This is a genomic window from Bacillus sp. FSL K6-6540 (assembly GCF_038007545.1).
Map to the genome: position 1 here is coordinate 3,180,124 of NZ_JBBOXH010000001.1, position 17,849 is coordinate 3,197,972.

The window sequence follows — 17,849 nt, forward strand, 5'->3', positions numbered from 1 at the left end:
TCAAACGGGTATCCGTCAAGTTTTTTGAAGAAGTTAGACAGAAATTAAACCTAAATTCGCAATTGAAAAGAAATATGTATACATTTGGCATGTTAGGATATGAAGAGAAAAGGAAGTCATGGAAGCAGGCTGGATTGACATTTCATTTACTTATACGAGGGAGTGTAGAATCGATGATTAGCAAAGTTGGTCAAATTATGGTGTATGTATACAATCAGGATCAAGCCGTGAAGTTTTGGACTGAGATGCTAGGATTTGAAGTTATCGCTGAAGAGAACAACGGTGAAATGAGATGGATTGAAATTGCTCCAACGAAGGAAGCTGAAACAAGCATCATTCTGCATGATAAGGAATTCGTAGCCAAAATGTCGCCAGGATTACATTTGGGCACACCGTCTTTAATGTTGTTCACGGAAAATTTCGATGCGCTGCATCGTCATTTAACCAGCCACAATATCACGGTCGGCGAAGTGGTACATTTGCCTTCCGGCAGAGTTTTCAATTTTGCGGATGAGGAAGATAACTATTTTGCAGTCATGGAAAAATAAGATGAACCGTACCATCAGATCAACCATAGATCATATGGATGTAAAGTCGCCTATTTGGCGGCTTTTTTGTATGAAAGAAATATCCCTGCTGAAAAAAATGCATTAGCCGCCTGATCTAAACGGCTAGATGGCCGGCGTTATACTTTCTCCCTGTATTCGCTATAATGGATACAGTGCTTTGAGGAAGGGAATGTCATACATGAAGAAAGTTATCGTCATAGGGTCTGGTATACTGGGGGCATCGACCGCTTACCAGTTAGCCAAAATGGGAGCGGAAGTCCTCGTTATAGACCGTAAAGATCTAGGGCAGGCTACCGATGCCGCGGCAGGAATTATATGTCCCTGGTTGTCGCAAAGGCGGAATCAGGCATGGTACCGATTGGCCAAAGCAGGCGCACGCTTTTATCCTGAATTAATAAACGAGCTTATCAGCGAGGGCGAAACGGACACGGGCTACGCCCAAGTCGGCGCCCTTAGCATTCATGAAGATGTGAACAAAATCAGTAAGATGGAGGAGCGGGCTTATGCGAGAAAAGCGGATGCTCCGGAAATCGGCGAGATCACACGGCTGAATGAGGAAGAAACCCGTGAACGGTTTCCTTTGCTCCAGGAAGGCTATCATTCCGTTCATATCAGCGGTGCAGCCCGTGTCGATGGTCGGGCGCTGCGAGATGCGTTGATCCGATCAGCGCAAAGACACGGAGCCGAGCTAATAACCGGGAATGCCGAGCTGCAGTATCAGGCGAGCCGCGTAACTGGAACCGTAGTCGGATCCAAGCGCTACTCGGCTGATGAAGTCATCGTCTGTGCCGGCGCCTGGGCAAACCAACTGCTGCAGCCTTTAGGCATTCATTTTGGGGTTCACTATCAGAAAGCGCAAATCATGCATGTAGAGGTGTCCGACTATCCGGATACAGGAGACTGGCCGGTGATCATGCCGCCTTCGGATCAATATTTGCTCGCTTTCGATAACCGAAGGATCGTAATCGGGGCGACTCACGAAAATGATATCAAGGACTACGATACGAGGGTGACTCCTGGCGGCATGCAGGAAATCCTGAATAAAGGATTGGCATTGGCGCCTGATTTAGCAGACAGCAAGTTTCAGGAAGTGCGAGTTGGTTTTCGTCCGTTTACGCCCGGTTTTCTTCCCGTCATCGGCCCAGTTCCCGAGTGGGAAGGGCTGATTACGGCAAACGGGCTGGGAGCGTCCGGACTAACGACGGGCCCATTTCTAGGGTATCAGCTGGCAAAGCTGGCGCTCCGCATGCCGCTGGATATCGACATCCGCGATTATGATGTTCGTAAAGCCATGGAAGAAGCTCAAGTTTGAACCTTTGGCTGATCTGAGCCAGGAATGGATCACAGATATATACTCCATGCAGAAGAATATTGGATATCAAAAGAGCCGCGATCATATCGCGGCTTTTATTGATGAGTATGGCGAAGACTCCGACATTCTAAACGGTCGTGAGGGATTCGTTCATGCGGTTGGCTTTCAGCTTGCCAAACAGGAACCGCACGATCGGGCCTATAATGAGAAGTTGAAGCGGCAGCGCAAACACAAAATTTTTAATGAAGATGGAGAAGTAGCTTCCAAGCAGCGATTCGCCAGGCAGGCCGTCGGCAAAGTAAGAGGACGCCAGACCGTACATGGACATAAAAGTCACCATCCCAATCACCATAAAAAAGGCCATTGCCACGATCATGATAATTTTGCTGGATTTGTTGCGCGTTATGGAAAATACGATTTTTTTGGCTGCAGGGCCGACAACAAACAGCTCCAGAAGGAAGGCAATCATAAAGCCCAGAACAAACTGCGTGAGTACGGCTGCAAGCGATATGTTTCCGATCAATCCGTTCGTGATCAGATTGTAGGTTGTCATCATGATGACCATCCCTACACACATCATCATACCGAAATAGAAATTTTCTTTCTTTGTAGTTGGCACTTTCATCATCCTTTCTAGTTACCTTTGTAATTATAGGGATGGGGAAAAGCTCCTCGTAAGTGAAAATTCTGTGAACATTTACAGAAAAGTTTCTAATGCAACAAAAAACTGTGACTTATTATATTGCGAAACTGCAACCGCTTGTTACGATTATCATCTTGAAATCATGCGGTTTGATTTACTGCTCTTGGGGGCCAATTTGCTAATTCCATCGTTTATGGATTGATTGTCCAAGACCAGCATTTTATAATGAGTAAAAACTCACTCAATAAAAAGGAGGGGCAAATTGCCACGTACAAAGGAACAATACGAAGAAATGCGTAACGCAACCAGACAAAAAATACAATCCGCCGGAATGCGGCTTTTTGTTCAAAAAGGGTTCGGCTCCACGAATGTGCAGGACATAGCGGATGCAGCCGGTATCAGCATCGGGCTTTTATACCGGCATTACAAAACAAAAGACAGCTTGTTTAATGAACTTGTTGAATTTGCGCTTGACAGCTTGACCCAAATCATCCAAACCTTCGAAGACGCTGATTCGCCGAAAAAACTCATGACGCAGTTTGTTGACGAAATTTATCACGATATGCAAGAAGGGGAAGAGCTTGCCAATTTGCTGATTCTCATGAATCAGTTGTTTTTCTCCGGTGATGGAGCCAATCGGAAACAAGCTGAGGTTTTAGAGGTAAATGGTCGGCTGTTGCGTTCTACCGCCGCACTTATTAAGAAGGGACAGGAGTCAGGCGATTTCCGTTCCGGAGATCCCCATGAAATGGCCGTGTTGTTTTATTCGGCATTGCAGGGCCTGGCTGATATGAAAGTGATATTGAAAAACAACTTCGTTATGCCATCACCGAGCGTACTCACATTATTCCTGTTCAAGGAGGGAGAGTGACTATGTTTACAGTTAGGAAAGCCGATCAATTACAAATGGATGCAAGAGTTCAAATGTCCCGTATTTTTGCAGATGGGTTCTCGCAATGGCTTGGATATTTCTCGAAAGATAAGGAGCAAATCGCCAGAGCCTTTGCGCACATGTTTAACCTGGACCAATTTTATGTTGCCGTTGCCGGCGACAAAGTGGCTGGAATGGCTGCATGTTCGGACGGCACCTCTTTATCCGTGAAACTCAACAAAAAAGAGCTGCGGAAGCATTTGGGATTATATAAGGGCAGCCTTGCGCACATGTTTTTGAAAAAGGAATTTGAAACGCCACTTGCGAATCCGTCTCCGATGAAGTGTTCGATTGAGTTTGTGGGGACGGCCGCGGAATATCGAGGACAAGGGGTAGGCTCGCTGATCATAGGCCATATTCTTGAAGCTGCTCCATACCGTGAGTTTTTAATAGAAGAGGTAGCCGATACGAATATACCAGCGATGAGACTCTACGAAAAGATGGGTTTTAAGGAATACAAACGGACCACGATTCCCCCAAAGAGAGCAGGGAAAATAGGCATTAATCATATCGTATCTCTAAAGCAAGTAAAGTGAGGATCACGGCTGGATCCATTAGCATAGATCCGTGAATGTCAGCTAGCATGCAGGGTTATGGCCATATCGGTTCAAACGATATTCTGGATTCATAGTCCAAAAGTTGTAATAACGGGTCACTTCCTGGTTGAAAAGTAATAAACGAATAACAGCGGACCTATACGATATTACGGACCTCCGGCAGATGTGCGGATATCCATATCATGATAGGGTAAAGGCAGGATCAGGCAGCCATTGTAAGTGAAAACAAACGATGCCGCGTCGAATCCTCCTTTTTTACATGAAAATGACCATATTACGAAATTGGTCAATTGGTTCTGTAACAAGAATTATTCTGCCCGAATATGGGCAAATACAAAGAGATGACAGGGATGATGGAGGGAGATCGCATGACACAAACCAAGGAAGTGCCTCAGCCTAAAACCTACGGTCCGCTCGGCAATCTGCCGCTGCTGGATTCCGCCGCACCGGTCCAATCGCTTGTGAAAGTTGCCTCCGAGCTCGGACCGATTTTTCAATTTCAATATCCAGGCGGACGCAAGGAACTGTACGTTTCGGGACATGAATATGTCAAGGATGCTTGTGACGAGAAGCGGTTTGATAAACGAATCTGGGCACCGCTGCAGAATGTCCGCCCATTCGCGGGGGATGGATTGTTTACGAGCGCCACGCAGGAGCCAAACTGGAAAAAAGCCCATAACATTTTGCTCTCCAGCTTCAGCCAGCGCGCGATGCAAGGCTACCACACCAAAATGGTCGATATCGCCATGCAGCTGATCCAGAAATGGGCTCGGCTCAATCCGGACGAAACCGTGGATGTTCCTGCCGACATGACGCGCTTGACGCTGGATACGATCGGCCTTTGCGGATTTAATTACCGGTTTAACAGCTTCTACCGCGAAGACAACCATCCATTTATCGATAGTATGGTGCGGGCGCTGGATGAGGGCATGAACCAGCTTCATCGTCTGGGCATTCAGGACATGTTTATGATTAAAAAGAAACGGCAGTTTCAGGATGATATCCAGTTCATGTTCTCCCTTGTGGATGAGCTCATCCAAGATCGCAGAAAGCACGGCGGTGAAGAAGGGGATTTGCTCGCGCATATGCTGGAAGGCGTCGATCCCGATACAGGCGAGTCTCTCGATCATGAGAACATCCGTTACCAGATCATCACCTTTCTGATCGCCGGACATGAGACGACAAGCGGCTTGTTGTCCTTTGCCATTTATTATTTGATGAAAAATCCGGAAGCCTTGTTTAAGGCAGTCAGCGAAGTGGACCGCGTACTGAAAGATCCCGTTCCGACCTATAACCAGGTGAGGGAACTCAAATACGTCCGCATGGTACTCAACGAGTCGCTGCGCTTATGGCCAACGGCGCCTGCTTTCTCCTTGTATGCGAAGGAAGATACGGCGATCGGGGGAACCTATCCCATGAAGAAAGGGGACAGCGTGACCGTCCTGATCCCAGCGCTCCATCGGGACTCGCGGGTGTGGGGGGACGACGCGGAAACGTTCAGACCTGAACGCTTCGAGGATCCGAGCCGGGTGCCGCATGACGCTTACAAACCGTTTGGTAACGGCCAACGCGCCTGCATCGGGCAGCAGTTTGCGCTGCAGGAAGCAACCCTGGTGCTTGGTTTGGTTCTCAAATATTTCGAACTGATCGATAACCAGCCTTATGAGCTGCAAGTGAAGGAAACACTCACTCTGAAGCCGGAAGGGTTCCGTATTCAGGTTCGAAGCCGTCAAGGCGGGACGGCTCTCCTGGTACCGGGTGGCGGTCAAGTTGCTTCGCTCGAATCGAAGAAGCGGGATGATGCCAAGTCCGATCCTTCGGCGGCATTTGCCCATCATACGCCGCTGCTCGCATTGTACGGTTCCAATCTGGGCACGGCTGAGGGAATTGCCAGAGAGGTAGCGGATGCTGCGAAGCACCAAGGGTTCGACAGCCAGGTGGGCACACTGGACGAATATGCAGGAAAACTTCCGAAGGAAGGCGTTGTAGTCATCGTTACTGCATCGTACAACGGACAACCGCCTTCCAATGCCAAGGCTTTCATGGAATGGCTTGAGAACGCGAACGAATCCGAAATTGAGGGCGTTCGTTACGCGGTATTCGGGTGCGGAGACCATAACTGGGCAAGCACGTATCAGCGCATTCCCCGCCTCATCGACGAGCAGCTTTCACTCAAAGGGGGGCAGCGTTTGATCCAGCGCGGCGAAAGTGATGCAAGCGGCGATTTTGAGCGGGAAGTCGATGAGTGGACGGAGCATTTATGGCCGGATTTGATGCAATCGCTCGGATTGCCGGTTACGGCGGTCCATGGACAGAAACGCAGCGCCTTGTCCGTTCAGTTCGTCCAGGGTGCGGCAGCCGTTCCGTTGACGGAAACCTATCGCGCCGTGACGGGGCATATCGTATTTAACCGCAATCTGCAGCATGAGGGCAGCGGAAGGATCACGCAGCATATCGAAATCTCGCTCCCGCGGGGAACGGAATACCGCGAAGGCGATCATCTGGGGGTGCTTCCGGTCAATCCAAAGACACTGGTTCAGCGAGTACTTCGAAGATTCAAACTGAACGCGGGCGCCCATCTTATTTTGTCTGCAGAAGGAAGAAGCGGTGCGCATTTGCCGACCGGCATACCTGTCCGCCTCGACGATCTGTTGTCCCGCAGCGTGGAACTGCAGGAACCGGCTACAAGGGCGCAGTTACGGGAAATGGCCGCTTGCACGGTATGTCCGCCGCATGCCAAAGAGCTCCAAGAACTGATAGAGGAAGCGAGCTATCAGGCCGAAGTTCGGACCAAACGGATCACCATGCTCGACCTGCTGGAGCGGTATGAAGCCTGCGAACTGCCGTTTGAACGGTTTCTTGAGCTTCTGCCGCCATTGAAGCCGAGATATTATTCGATTTCCAGCTCACCGAAAGTTAGCCGGAATACGGCAAGCATCACGGTTAGCGTCGTTCGGGACCGGGCATGGAGCGGCAAGGGAGAATATCGGGGCATTGCTTCGAACTATTTGGCCGAATTGGAAACGGGCGCGGAGGTCTTGATGTTTATACGCTCTCCCGAGTCGGGTTTTGCGCTGCCGGAGGATCCAGCGACGCCTATGATCATGATCGGACCAGGCACGGGCGTTGCACCGTTCAGGGGATTTATCCAAGCGAGACAAGCGCTTCGGGAGGCAGGTCAAGAGCTGGGCGCCGCGCATCTGTACTTCGGCTGCCGGAATCCGGAGCAGGACTTCCTGTATCGCGAGGAGCTTGAGCGGGCAGAGCAGGAAGGACTGGTCACGTTGCATACGGCTTTCTCGAGGGTAAGCGGAGCGGAGAAATGCTATGTTCAGCATTTGATGAAACAAGACGGAATGTTATTGCTGTCGCTGCTTGATGGCGGAGCGCAAATGTACATTTGCGGCGACGGCTCCCGGATGGCTCCGGAGGTGGAACAAACGCTGATTCAATCCTATCAGGAGCGTCATGGCGTGAAAGCTGAAGATGCTGCTGCCTGGCTGTCGGGTTTGGAATCGACAGGACAATATGTAAAAGACGTCTGGGCTGGTTGAATCTCATGCCGGAAGGGAATCTCCGGAGTTTCCAGGATCGTATTTGTGATAAAATGATCCTGATATCGAGCCTTGGAAACAGATCGGAAGGAGAGTGTGGCTTGTGCAGGAAAGCGAAACCTGTGTACCGACCGGCGTGAAACCCCAAGACACCGGCTTTGGATATACATTGTCCTTAATCGGCGGCAAGTATAAAATGATCATCCTGTACTGGCTGTCAGAAAAAAAGATCATGCGGCATAACGAGCTGAAACGAAGCATCGGCTCCATATCCTTTAAAACGCTTAGCATCATGTTAAAGGAGCTGGAAACGGATGATCTTATCGTTCGGACGGAATATCCCCAGGTTCCCCCGAAAGTGGAATACACTTTATCCGAACGCGGACTTTCTCTCATACCTGTATTACACATGATGTGCGAATGGGGAGAGAAGAACAGTTTGCTTGCTTCGGAAGGCGTACAGCGTGAAGCGTGACGAAAGCCGATGTAACTAAAGAAGTATTTCCTACAGCAGGAAATACTTCTTTTTTTACTTTGTTGCAGCAACTCATCATAGGTTGTCTAAGAACTTCAAATACTGCCGGGCGCTTATATCCAATGTGCTTTGGGGCGGCCACGGCTCCATGTCGGGCGCGTTTCCGCCAGGTTCCTTCTCCTGCCCGTAGAAAGCATAGAACGAACGATAATCGGCATCGCAGTATAAGAACGTTGTCTCCAATGGAGCCAGCAGCTGCCCCAAGGTGTGGCGATACCTTCCGTCTTCCCGATAATCTTCCTCTTTAATGCCGGCGGATACGGCTAATGCGACCTTGCGTTTCTTTAGTTTATCGCCTCCATTCGAACCATAAGCCCAACCATAAGTCATAACATCATCCAGCCATTTTTTCAGGAGCGGCGGGCAGCTAAACCAATAAACGGGGAATTGCAAAACTAAATTTTGATGCGATTCTATGAGCTGCTGCTCTTTTTTCACGTCTATGATTCCGTTCGGATACGCTTTGTGCAATTCGTGAACGGTATACTTATCCGGGTATTGCCGGAGTTCTTCTACCCAGCGCTTATTGATGATCGATGTTTCTATGTTCGGATGCGTTACGATAACGAGAGTTTTCAAAAGATGATTCCTCCTTGGATATGATGTATGTTCTAGAGTATAAAGGGCTTGCCGGATTGATGTAAGTATGCACTTTTTTTACAGGTACTTACCTAAAGGTGAGCGTTCAGGGGAAACGGCAGGTCCGATCCGGTGCCACGGAAAAACAATCTATCAACTTTATGAAATTTATGATATATAATTATTTGCATTGAAATGCATCGGAATGGACGCGTGCGGGTACATATTCTCTAGATCGATTTCATTATCACCGACAAATGCATGTAAGGCTCGCATTAGGAAATAGTATCAGTATCATATTAATTTCATCGAAGGGGTTCTTTGTTGCATGGTAGACTTTTTTATGAATTTCAATCCCATTATCCAAGCATTGCTGGCCACCTTGTTTACCTGGGGGATGACGGCGTTAGGTGCGGCTCTTGTTTTTGTTACGAAAACATTGAACCAGCGCTTGCTGGATAGTATGTTGGGGTTTGCCGGTGGCGTCATGATTGCGGCCAGCTACTGGTCATTATTGGCACCGGCCATCGAACTGTCGGAAGGCAATCCGATCGGGAACTGGTTTCCGGCTGCGTTCGGATTTTTATTAGGCGGAGTATTCATATGGGGAATCGATAAGATTCTACCCCATCTTCACCCCAATTCTCCGATGGGAGGAGCGGAGGGATATAATCCGAGAGTGAGGAAAAGAAGCACCTTGCTGGTTCTGGCCATCACGCTGCACAACATTCCGGAAGGATTAGCGGTGGGGATCGCATTTGGGGCTCTTGCGAACGGGGGAACGGAGGCATCTCTGGTGGGAGCTTTGACGCTGGCCCTGGGCATCGGCATTCAGAACTTCCCGGAGGGCGTAGCGGTCTCGATGCCGCTCCGCGGTGACGGAATGTCGCGGAGAAGAAGCTTTTTTTATGGACAGTTTTCAGGAATGGTCGAACCTATCGCCGCGGTGATAGGCGCGGTCGCCGTAGCCTTCATTGAACCCATGCTGCCTTATGCCTTGAGCTTTGCGGCCGGAGCGATGATCTTTGTCGTAGCCGAAGAGGTGATTCCAAGCTCGCAGGAAAAAGGCAACAAGGATTTGGCTTCGATGAGTTTGATGTTCGGTTTCGTACTGATGATGATTCTTGATGTGGCATTGGGATAGGTAAGGATGGATTTTTATTAAAGAAAAGTCGCGGAATTGGCGGCTTTTTTTGTTTTCAAGCATAGTCTGAGGTTTATTCCCGGCGAGCTGGCTTCCCTTGCCAGGATTGAAGTTGTAACGATTTGTTCTCCCATAGGTTGTGAGGTATCTCAGCATTACTAGACTTAAGTCGGGGTTCCAATCTCATTCGCGGGGCCAATGCTCATTTCCCGAAGGGATGGTATACTGAACAGGACTTCAGATATTGGAAAAACAAACCAGAGAACTCATAAAGGGATGATACGGAAGGAATGAGGAACACGTTATGAAGAAGAGAACAGGATATTTGATCGTGGCAGTCGGTGTGCTGCTGTTGATCTTTACGATGAACCCAAGGAACATTTTTTCTGATATTCAATTCGGCTTTTCCTTTGACACCAAGAAGATAAATGAAGAGCAAACGCTTGATGCGGATATCTACCGGGATTTGACGGTGAAGACCGGAAGCATCGACATACATGTCGTCCCAGGAGCAACGGATCAGATCAAGGTGCGGCTGAGTGGAAAGGCAAGTTCGAAATATGCGGACCAAGTAAAATTGAAGGTTGAGCCGAACGGCGATTCGATGACGGTTGGCGTCGAAGAAGATCATGGCATTAATCTGGGTATAAGCATTATGGATCTACAGTTAACGGTGGAGTTACCGGAAAAGAACTGGGAAACGGCCAAGATCGAAAGCGGGAGCGGTAATATCGAAATAGAGAGCATACTGGGAGACGAGGTTACCGTCAAGGCAGGCAGCGGCAATGTCAATGTCCAGCAGGTGAATGCCGGGGAGCTGGCTATGCATACCGGCAGCGGCAATATCGAAGTTGAGGAGATTGAAGCCGAATCGGTGGCGCTGCAATCGGGGTCCGGTGAAATCTCGGCAGACGGCTATCGTGCCGAACAGCTGAGTTTTCAAAACGGCAGCGGCAACGTTGAGCTGAGTGATGGAGAAGCGGCTTTGCAAGGCAAGACGGGATCCGGCAATATCCGCGTGGATGCGGAACGATTGGTTCATGATGCCGATCTGCGAACCGGCAGCGGCAACGTGAGCATTGATCTGGCTCAGGAACCTACTTCGTTGGAAGTCGATTACCAGGGAAGTTCCGGTGAGGGAAATATTCGGTTGGATGGAATGCGATACGAGGTGAAGGACGAAGACAAAGGAAGACTGAAGGGAACGCTTGGCAGCGGCGACGTGCTGTTGAAGGTTCGCACGGGCTCCGGAAACTTCAAGCTGGAATAATTCTGTGAATAAAAGAGACGAGAAGACATCCTAACGGGGATGTCTTTTTTGTTGTGCATGAAGTCAACAAGGTGCAAAAGCCAAGGTGAAAATTTATCGATTGAAGGCGAATGCAGTGTGTATAATGAGGAAGAATATTTGCTTCCAATTTGTAGGTGAGGTGACATGATATGCTTCCGATTCAATTGCATGAAATACCCGAGACGATTATAGATGAAGTAGGTACGGTATCCAAGCTGGAATTTCCAAGACAGGGTCATACATCGGATGTAGGAATACTGGAAAACGAGCAGGAGCGATTTATTCTAAAGCGAACGAAGGGAGAGCAGTACAGCTCGTGGCTGGCACAAGAAATCCGCGTTCTGCATTCTCTGCAAAAGACATCGTTGCTTGTCCCTTCGGTTTACAGGTTCGTGGAAGATAAAGAAAACAATCAATCGTGGGCGCTTAACAAACACCTTGATCCATGGCGATTTCACGATTGATAATGTTTTGATTCGCGACGGAAACATTACGGGCATCATAGATTGGAGCGGCGGAGCGCTTGGTGATCCAAGGTATGATGTATCTTTGGCGATACGCCCAAAACCGAACGCGATTGAAACCGAATCGGAAATCGACGTTTTCTTTGAAGGATATGGAAGAGGAAGGATTAGCGAGTCGGAGTACAAGTACTTTGAAGAAGGATTATATGCATTTTTCTAGATAGGATCGGGGGGCTAATCACCATCACCTGATAATGATTCGTACTAGAACAGCTGACGATTCGAAACCGTCAGCTGTTCTTATTCATATTAAGCTATAAGTGCCGAGCTTCCACTAGTAAGCAGCGGACCAAATTAAAAACCAAAAGCTTGCTGAATCAGTTTCGCGTAGATGGCCGCCGCTTCCTTCCGCAGAAGATTGTCCGTTGGCCGGTAATCGGCCGCACCGTTTGCATCCTTGGTCACTTCGGGACCATGCATGCCGGTTCCGACCATAAACTGCACCGCTTCATCCGCCCACGCAGCCGGTTTCGTACGGAGTTTGGCCGGGACGGCCTTCGCGCCAAGCGCATGATGTGCAGTCCGCCATATGATAGCTGCAGCCTCTTGGCGCGTGATCGGCTGATCGGGTTCGAAATTCTGGTTCGTCTTGCCGTTCACGGCGCCCATATCCGCAGCATTCTGCACATAACCAGCGAGCGGGTGCCCTTGCATATCTTTGAATATGCTTACGCTTTCGCTAGGCTTCACGCCGGCCAGCCTGCTGATGACGCTGACAAACTCGGCCCGGGTAATCGGTTCATCCGGCCGGAAGCTGGATTGTCCTTTATCCCCGAAAGCCTGGAGAGACTGAGCGAAGTATATGTCCTTGGCATAAGGATTTTCTTCAGGGACGTCGTTGTAAGGAGCAGGATTCGGGAGCTTCTCGGACATACTGTCGATGGCCGTGTAATACATGTACGCAACATCACCGTTATCATCTTCCTTAAACGCGGCGTGTACACCGTTCTCATCCACAAACCGCAGCGGTCCGACCGGTTTGAGTTTATGCTCGCCCATGGCATCTTTAACCAGCAGCTCGCCTTGTCCGGCAGTCACCTGGGTGGCGATAATCGGAGTCCTCAGGCTTCTGTATAGGCCCTCGAATTTCTGCAGCTGCTCCTGATGGAGTGGGAATGAATTCTCTGAGCCCTGCTTTTTCGGATAGAAATGATCCATGAACGCGACGAAAAATTCGCTGCGGATCGAAGCGCTCTTGTCGCTGTTAACAACGATCAGACCACCGACATTCTGGTCGGGAAGCAGCCAAAGCCAGGAATGGTAGCCCTCCAAATCGCCGCCTTTGCCAATCACCGTTTGGCCGTTATGGCTGTTGTGCATGAACGACTCGAAGCCGTAAGACGTCAACGGAATGCCAGCGGCATCATAATGCGTCTTGTGCATCAATCGCGTCGTTTCCTCCTTCAGGATGCGGGCAGATCCGAATCGGCCCTCGTTCAGATGGGCAGTAATGAAATTGGCCATATCGGTACCGCTGGCGAACATGCCGCCTTCAGGTGCGATGGTAGGCACATTCTCGTAAGGCTTTATCGGTTGTTGATCGACATTGTACCCCGTGGCAAGATTCGCGATGATATCGTCGTTCATTCGAAATGCGGCATGCTTCATGTTCAGCGGGTCGAATATTTGCTTTTTGATATAATTCTCAAACGGCTCTCCGGATACGCTCTGGACAATATATCCCTGCATGGAGGATGCCAGATTGTCATACCGGTAAACTTCACCAGGCGTACGAACCACAGCCGGAGCATTCACCCGGATAAAATCGGCGAGCGGAATCTCGCCCTTCTGAATGATATGAGGCGGAACCGAGTAGCTGTCCGTAAAGTCGAAGCCTGTCGTATGCGTCAGCAAATGCTCAACGGTGACGGGGGCGCCGGTATGGTTAGGGATCTTCACATCCGGCATGTATTCGGTTATGTTTTGCTTCAGGTCGATTTTTCCGTTCTCGACCAGCTGCATGACCGCCGTTGCGGTAACCGATTTCGATATCGATGCCATGCGGAACAATGTACGATCCGGATCAATCTTCTTCTTGGATTCAAGATTGGCGTAACCGTAGCCCGTATTCAACAGCACCTTGTCGTCTTGTACGACCACTACTAGTGCGCCTGCCAGCATGTCCGAAACCTGGGGATCGACAAAATAAGCGTCAGCGAATGCCTTGACTTCGTTGGAGCTTAGTACCGGTGCCCCCGCATGCCGGGATTCGACTGCGACTTCTGCGGATTTGGCCGCTGCCGCATGAATATCGACGGGGAAAGCCAGCAGACTGGCGGACAGCACGGAGGCTGCCAATACACGAATGGTTCTTGACTTGCTTTGTTTCTTCGGCTTCATGGGTTCCTCTCCTTATCTCATATGCATTGGATTTCCACTTAATGGTAGACCATGCAGGGAGCAGGAAGAACAGTCCCAAGAAGGAGTTTGAACTGGATCCGCGGCAGGAAACCAGACTCGACTTTGGTCCAGGGAATTGTATTGGCAAACCATGCAACGCATAATTTATACTATAAATCTTCTAAAAGTATAATGAAATTCTAAAAAACCCGTTAAATCACCGGATTAATATACTATAATTGTATTAATAGTAAATGTTATATATTGGGGATGATACAATGAACTTATTCATGAAGGAGAGCGGAAACATTCATGCGTCAAGGATGATCGTATTTTTGCATGGGGGCGGGGTAAGCGGCTGGATGTGGAACAAGCAGCTTCCCTTTTTTAAAGACGATTACTGCCTGGTTCCCGATTTACCCGGACACGGCGGCAGCTCCGTCAACGGGCCCTTTTCTATAAAACGCACTGCAGCGCAGATCAATGAGGTCATCTCGAATAAGGCCGACGGAAGGGAAATTATTGTATTCGGTTTTTCCTTGGGGGCGCAGATTCTCGTGGAAATGATGTGCCAACGACCTCAACTCATCGATTACGCAATCGTAAACAGCGCTTTGCTTAGGCCGATGCCGGCTGCGCTGAAGCTGATCGAACCTTCTGTACGAATGACCTTTCCGCTGACCAAATACCGATGGTTCTCCAGATGGCAGGCAAGCACGCTGTACGTGAATCGGGATGATTTTGAACAGTATTATTCGGAATCTCTGCATATGCCTTCGGAGCTGCTGGTTTCGGTGCTCAAGGAAAACATGTCCTATGCAATCTCTCCAAGCATCAAAGAATCTTCGACGAAGGTATTGGTCACGGTCGGGGAGAAGGAAAGAGCCAGCGTTAAAAAATCAGCCAGGGACCTCGTGCAGCTATCCAACCGTGCGGAGGGGATCGTGTTTCCCGGTATCGGGCACGGCATACCGCTTGCCGATCCGGCATTATTCAACCGCGTAGCGGGGAAGTGGCTGAACACCGGGGAACTGCCGGAAGATCTTCCTCAGTTGTAGTACGGAGGCGAGGAAGATCAGGGGTTCCATTTTACAAATTAGCAGTGGACCTTGCCCTAAGGGCAAGGTGTAAAGTGATCTTGAATCAAGAGTCTATATACGGAAAGAGGTGGATCCTTGCTGCCGATCGGGGAATTCTCCAAACTATGTGAAGTATCGACGAAGACGCTTCGGTATTACGATGAAATCGGATTAATTCATCCGGATCAGATCAATCCGGAAAACGGGTATAGGTATTATTCCATCGGTCAGCTAAAGAGAATGCTCTATATTAACCGGTTGAAGTCTTACCATTTTTCACTGGACGAAATCAAAGAAATCTTAGCGGGGGAACCGGGTCACTCGGATGAGAAGCTTTACACGGCCCTTCACCGCAAGCGTCGGGAAGTCCAGCACAAATTAGATATGTATCATCATGCCCTGAACCAAATGGACCAGGATATCCTGAGCCTGGAAAAGGGCATCGACGTGATGTCGTACCTGAATCGAATTGAAGTGCAGCTTGTGGATCGGGCGCCAATGCATCTTCTTTTCATGCGCCGGATGATGAGCAGGGATGATTATGCTCTGGGTTATGGCAGGTATTTTAGCGGATTATATGAACAGATAGCCAAGGAGAAGCTTACATTGATTGGTACGCCCATGACGATTTATCACAGCTCGGAATACAATCCAGCAGGCAATGACACCGAGTTTGCCCTCCCGGTTAAGGAAAGGGTTATTGGAACGAGGGACCTGGAGGGAGGACAATGTGCCAAGTCTGTTTGGAAGGGTTCCTATTCGGATTTGACATCGGTATATGCCAGGCTCAGGGAATGGATAGAAGAAGAGGGATACGCATTGCGCCAATCCCCGTATGAAATCTATGTAACCGATCCGAATCAAGCCACGGCTGCCGAGCACTTGGTTACTGAGGTCTATTTTCCCGTGTCGAAAAAACAAATAAAAAATGCGAGGTATCTCTAATGAAGAGAGAGTATTGGCCAACGAAGGCATGGCAAGCCGCTGCCCCTGAAGCCTTGAGTTTGGATGCCGGCAAGCTTTCGGCCCTGGATGGTTTGATCCCATCCGAATACGGCAACATCAACGGTATGGTCGTGGTGAGAAACGGATATATCGCATATGAAAAATACGATCATGGTTACGCCCCGGAGGATACCCACCACGTGGCATCCGTCACCAAGAGCGTTTTATCCGCCCTCATAGGCATTGCCATCGGTGCTGGCTATATTGACAATGCGGATCAAAAGGTGCTGGATTTCTTCCCCGAATATGATCATAGGTCCGCTGGTCGGCAAATCCAACAAATTACGCTTCGCCATCTTCTTACGATGACGGCTCCTTATCCCTTTGAGGACTGGCGCGAGCCATTGGACAAAATGTGCATGCAGCCTGATTGGGTAGCATATACGCTTGATATGCTGGGGGAAGGAGGAACCTTGGGAGCGTTCAAATATTCCACCGCAGGAGTGCACCTGCTGTCAGCCATTATCACCCGCACCACCGGAAAAAGCGCACGCGCCTTTGCGAACGAACACTTGTTTAAACCGATTGGCATGACCGAAATCCCAGATCATGACATGGGATCATTCGGATTTGATCATTTATTCGGTAAAGACGTCAGGGGATGGGTCAAAGACCCCGGCGGCAACACCACGGGTGGATGGGGCCTTACGTTAAGCCCGCGTGATATGGCGCGTTTCGGTTTTCTGTACCTGAACCGCGGCCTATGGGACGGACAACCGATTATACCGGGAGATTGGATAGACCAATCAACGGCGATGAACGCTAACCAATACGGTTATTTGTGGTGGCTGAGGGATGAGGACGGAATTTATACATATTCGGCCGTAGGCGATGGAGGCAATATCATCTGCTGCATTCCGGAAAAAGATATGGTTGTAGCGATTGCATCGTCCTTTACCGTCAATCCGCGGGATCGATGGACCTTGATAAAGGAAGGCGTGCTTTCCGCTGTCATAGAATAAATCGAGGAACGTAAACGCCATTCGCGCTATCTTCTTTCCTTGTTTCGTACCTGGTTCTCATCGCAATTCCGTTCTGCTAGAATATGTATAATCCGATTACTAAGCAAATGCACCGAGCTCCAGAACGGCTGAGCAGCTGACATTCGTTCGCCATATGACGAAAGAAAGGGCGAACGGAACGTATGATGTCTCATATGGGAACACAACGGATGTGGTATGGAGCTTACATCATGGAATATAACATTCAATTGTCGGTATGATCTTCAACGTTAGAGGATTTAGATTCATGCTAGAAGGGAAGGATCCCATGAATGAAGCATTAATGGAAAGATTACAGAATTTCCTCTTCCGGGAGGATCGAGCCTCACTTGTAGGAAGTCCGGCAACCCAAGAGGAAATCGCACATGCGGAGCAGCAGTTGAATGTAAGGTTTCATGAGGACTATGTACATTTTATAAGAAAGTTCGGAGGAGCCTATGCGGGCCTTGCGGTACATGCATTCTCTAATGGCTCCAGCATTGGAAATGAAACCGTCGCAGATTTGACGCTGGATTTCCGCGAGCAGTATAAGGAGCTTCCTATTGGAGATGCATTACAAACTGGTTATGTCATCTCGATCGACGGATCCGGCGACCCGATAATCATCAACCAATCAGGAAAGGTGTTCATCTGCCATCACGATACGGGAGAGGTCAAACTCTTGGCAGATTCCTTTGAGGCGCTGATCGAGGAAAATTTCTATGAATGGTAGGTAGTTCTTAACCGATCTATCAAGTGGAGATGAAATCAGTCACTGAACTCGATTGAGCAAAATGAGATGGGAA

General features: G+C 49.2%; 17 protein-coding genes. 14 read left to right on the forward strand and 3 right to left on the reverse strand.

The window, feature by feature from the left end:
• The first annotated feature begins 173 nt into the window (after positions 1-173).
• On the forward strand, positions 174-548 hold the full coding sequence (locus tag MHH82_RS14220; RefSeq protein ID WP_015735021.1) for a VOC family protein: 375 nt from the start codon (positions 174-176) through the stop codon (positions 546-548).
• Positions 549-747: 199 nt separating this feature from the next.
• Positions 748-1,881, forward strand: coding sequence for an NAD(P)/FAD-dependent oxidoreductase (locus MHH82_RS14225; RefSeq protein WP_340966315.1), 1,134 nt, complete (start codon positions 748-750; stop codon positions 1,879-1,881).
• A 127-nt stretch (positions 1,882-2,008) separates the two neighbouring features.
• Here MHH82_RS14225 and MHH82_RS14230 read toward each other — a convergent pair whose 3' ends face one another.
• A complete protein-coding gene (locus tag MHH82_RS14230; protein WP_015735023.1) occupies positions 2,009-2,500 on the reverse strand; it encodes a hypothetical protein in 492 nt (163 codons plus the stop codon).
• Positions 2,501-2,786: 286 nt separating this feature from the next.
• Between MHH82_RS14230 and MHH82_RS14235 the strand changes: the two genes are divergently transcribed.
• From MHH82_RS14235 to MHH82_RS14250, 4 genes are all read left to right on the forward strand, one after another.
• Entirely contained in the window at positions 2,787-3,395 is a 609-nt protein-coding gene (locus MHH82_RS14235) for a TetR/AcrR family transcriptional regulator (RefSeq protein WP_340966322.1), read from the forward strand.
• A 2-nt stretch (positions 3,396-3,397) separates the two neighbouring features.
• Positions 3,398-3,991 carry a GNAT family N-acetyltransferase gene (locus tag MHH82_RS14240; protein ID WP_340966324.1) on the forward strand — a complete coding sequence of 198 codons (594 nt, stop codon included), beginning with the start codon at positions 3,398-3,400 and terminating at the stop codon, positions 3,989-3,991.
• Between the two features lie 389 nt (positions 3,992-4,380).
• On the forward strand, positions 4,381-7,566 hold the full coding sequence (locus MHH82_RS14245) for a bifunctional cytochrome P450/NADPH--P450 reductase (protein ID WP_340966325.1): 3,186 nt from the start codon (positions 4,381-4,383) through the stop codon (positions 7,564-7,566).
• Positions 7,567-7,669: 103 nt separating this feature from the next.
• Positions 7,670-8,041: a winged helix-turn-helix transcriptional regulator gene (locus MHH82_RS14250; protein ID WP_340966327.1), complete on the forward strand. Its 372-nt coding sequence runs from the start codon at positions 7,670-7,672 to the stop codon at positions 8,039-8,041.
• Positions 8,042-8,116: 75 nt separating this feature from the next.
• On the opposite strand, the gene MHH82_RS14255 is transcribed toward MHH82_RS14250, so the two are convergent.
• The gene (locus tag MHH82_RS14255) at positions 8,117-8,680 is read right to left on the reverse strand and encodes an NAD(P)H-dependent oxidoreductase (protein WP_145036097.1); all 564 of its coding nucleotides are present in this window, start codon (positions 8,678-8,680) and stop codon (positions 8,117-8,119) included.
• A 328-nt stretch (positions 8,681-9,008) separates the two neighbouring features.
• On the opposite strand from MHH82_RS14255, the gene MHH82_RS14260 reads away from it, so the two are divergent.
• From MHH82_RS14260 to MHH82_RS14275, 4 genes are all read left to right on the forward strand, one after another.
• A complete protein-coding gene (locus tag MHH82_RS14260; protein ID WP_145036100.1) occupies positions 9,009-9,824 on the forward strand; it encodes a ZIP family metal transporter in 816 nt (271 codons plus the stop codon).
• Between the two features lie 304 nt (positions 9,825-10,128).
• Complete coding sequence (locus MHH82_RS14265; protein WP_036663277.1) at positions 10,129-11,094, forward strand: DUF4097 family beta strand repeat-containing protein; 966 nt, start codon at positions 10,129-10,131, stop codon at positions 11,092-11,094.
• Positions 11,095-11,264: 170 nt separating this feature from the next.
• The gene (locus MHH82_RS14270; protein ID WP_340966330.1) at positions 11,265-11,579 is read left to right on the forward strand and encodes a hypothetical protein; all 315 of its coding nucleotides are present in this window, start codon (positions 11,265-11,267) and stop codon (positions 11,577-11,579) included.
• Between the two features lie 7 nt (positions 11,580-11,586).
• On the forward strand, positions 11,587-11,799 hold the full coding sequence (locus tag MHH82_RS14275) for a hypothetical protein (protein ID WP_340969961.1): 213 nt from the start codon (positions 11,587-11,589) through the stop codon (positions 11,797-11,799).
• A gap of 134 nt (positions 11,800-11,933) precedes the next feature.
• Here the strand turns inward: MHH82_RS14275 and MHH82_RS14280 are convergent, their stop codons facing one another.
• Positions 11,934-13,979, reverse strand: coding sequence for a serine hydrolase (locus MHH82_RS14280; protein WP_340966332.1), 2,046 nt, complete (start codon positions 13,977-13,979; stop codon positions 11,934-11,936).
• A gap of 278 nt (positions 13,980-14,257) precedes the next feature.
• Here MHH82_RS14280 and MHH82_RS14285 point away from each other — a divergent pair, with 278 nt between their 5' ends.
• From MHH82_RS14285 to MHH82_RS14300, 4 genes are all read left to right on the forward strand, one after another.
• A complete protein-coding gene (locus MHH82_RS14285; protein WP_340966334.1) occupies positions 14,258-15,037 on the forward strand; it encodes an alpha/beta fold hydrolase in 780 nt (259 codons plus the stop codon).
• A gap of 117 nt (positions 15,038-15,154) precedes the next feature.
• On the forward strand, positions 15,155-16,003 hold the full coding sequence (locus tag MHH82_RS14290; protein ID WP_340966337.1) for a MerR family transcriptional regulator: 849 nt from the start codon (positions 15,155-15,157) through the stop codon (positions 16,001-16,003).
• Complete coding sequence (locus MHH82_RS14295) at positions 16,003-17,025, forward strand: serine hydrolase domain-containing protein (protein WP_340966339.1); 1,023 nt, start codon at positions 16,003-16,005, stop codon at positions 17,023-17,025. The genes MHH82_RS14290 and MHH82_RS14295 overlap by 1 nt, the downstream gene beginning before the upstream one ends.
• A 307-nt stretch (positions 17,026-17,332) precedes the next feature.
• Complete coding sequence (locus MHH82_RS14300; RefSeq protein ID WP_251495245.1) at positions 17,333-17,776, forward strand: SMI1/KNR4 family protein; 444 nt, start codon at positions 17,333-17,335, stop codon at positions 17,774-17,776.
• The last annotated feature ends 73 nt before the right edge of the window (positions 17,777-17,849 follow it).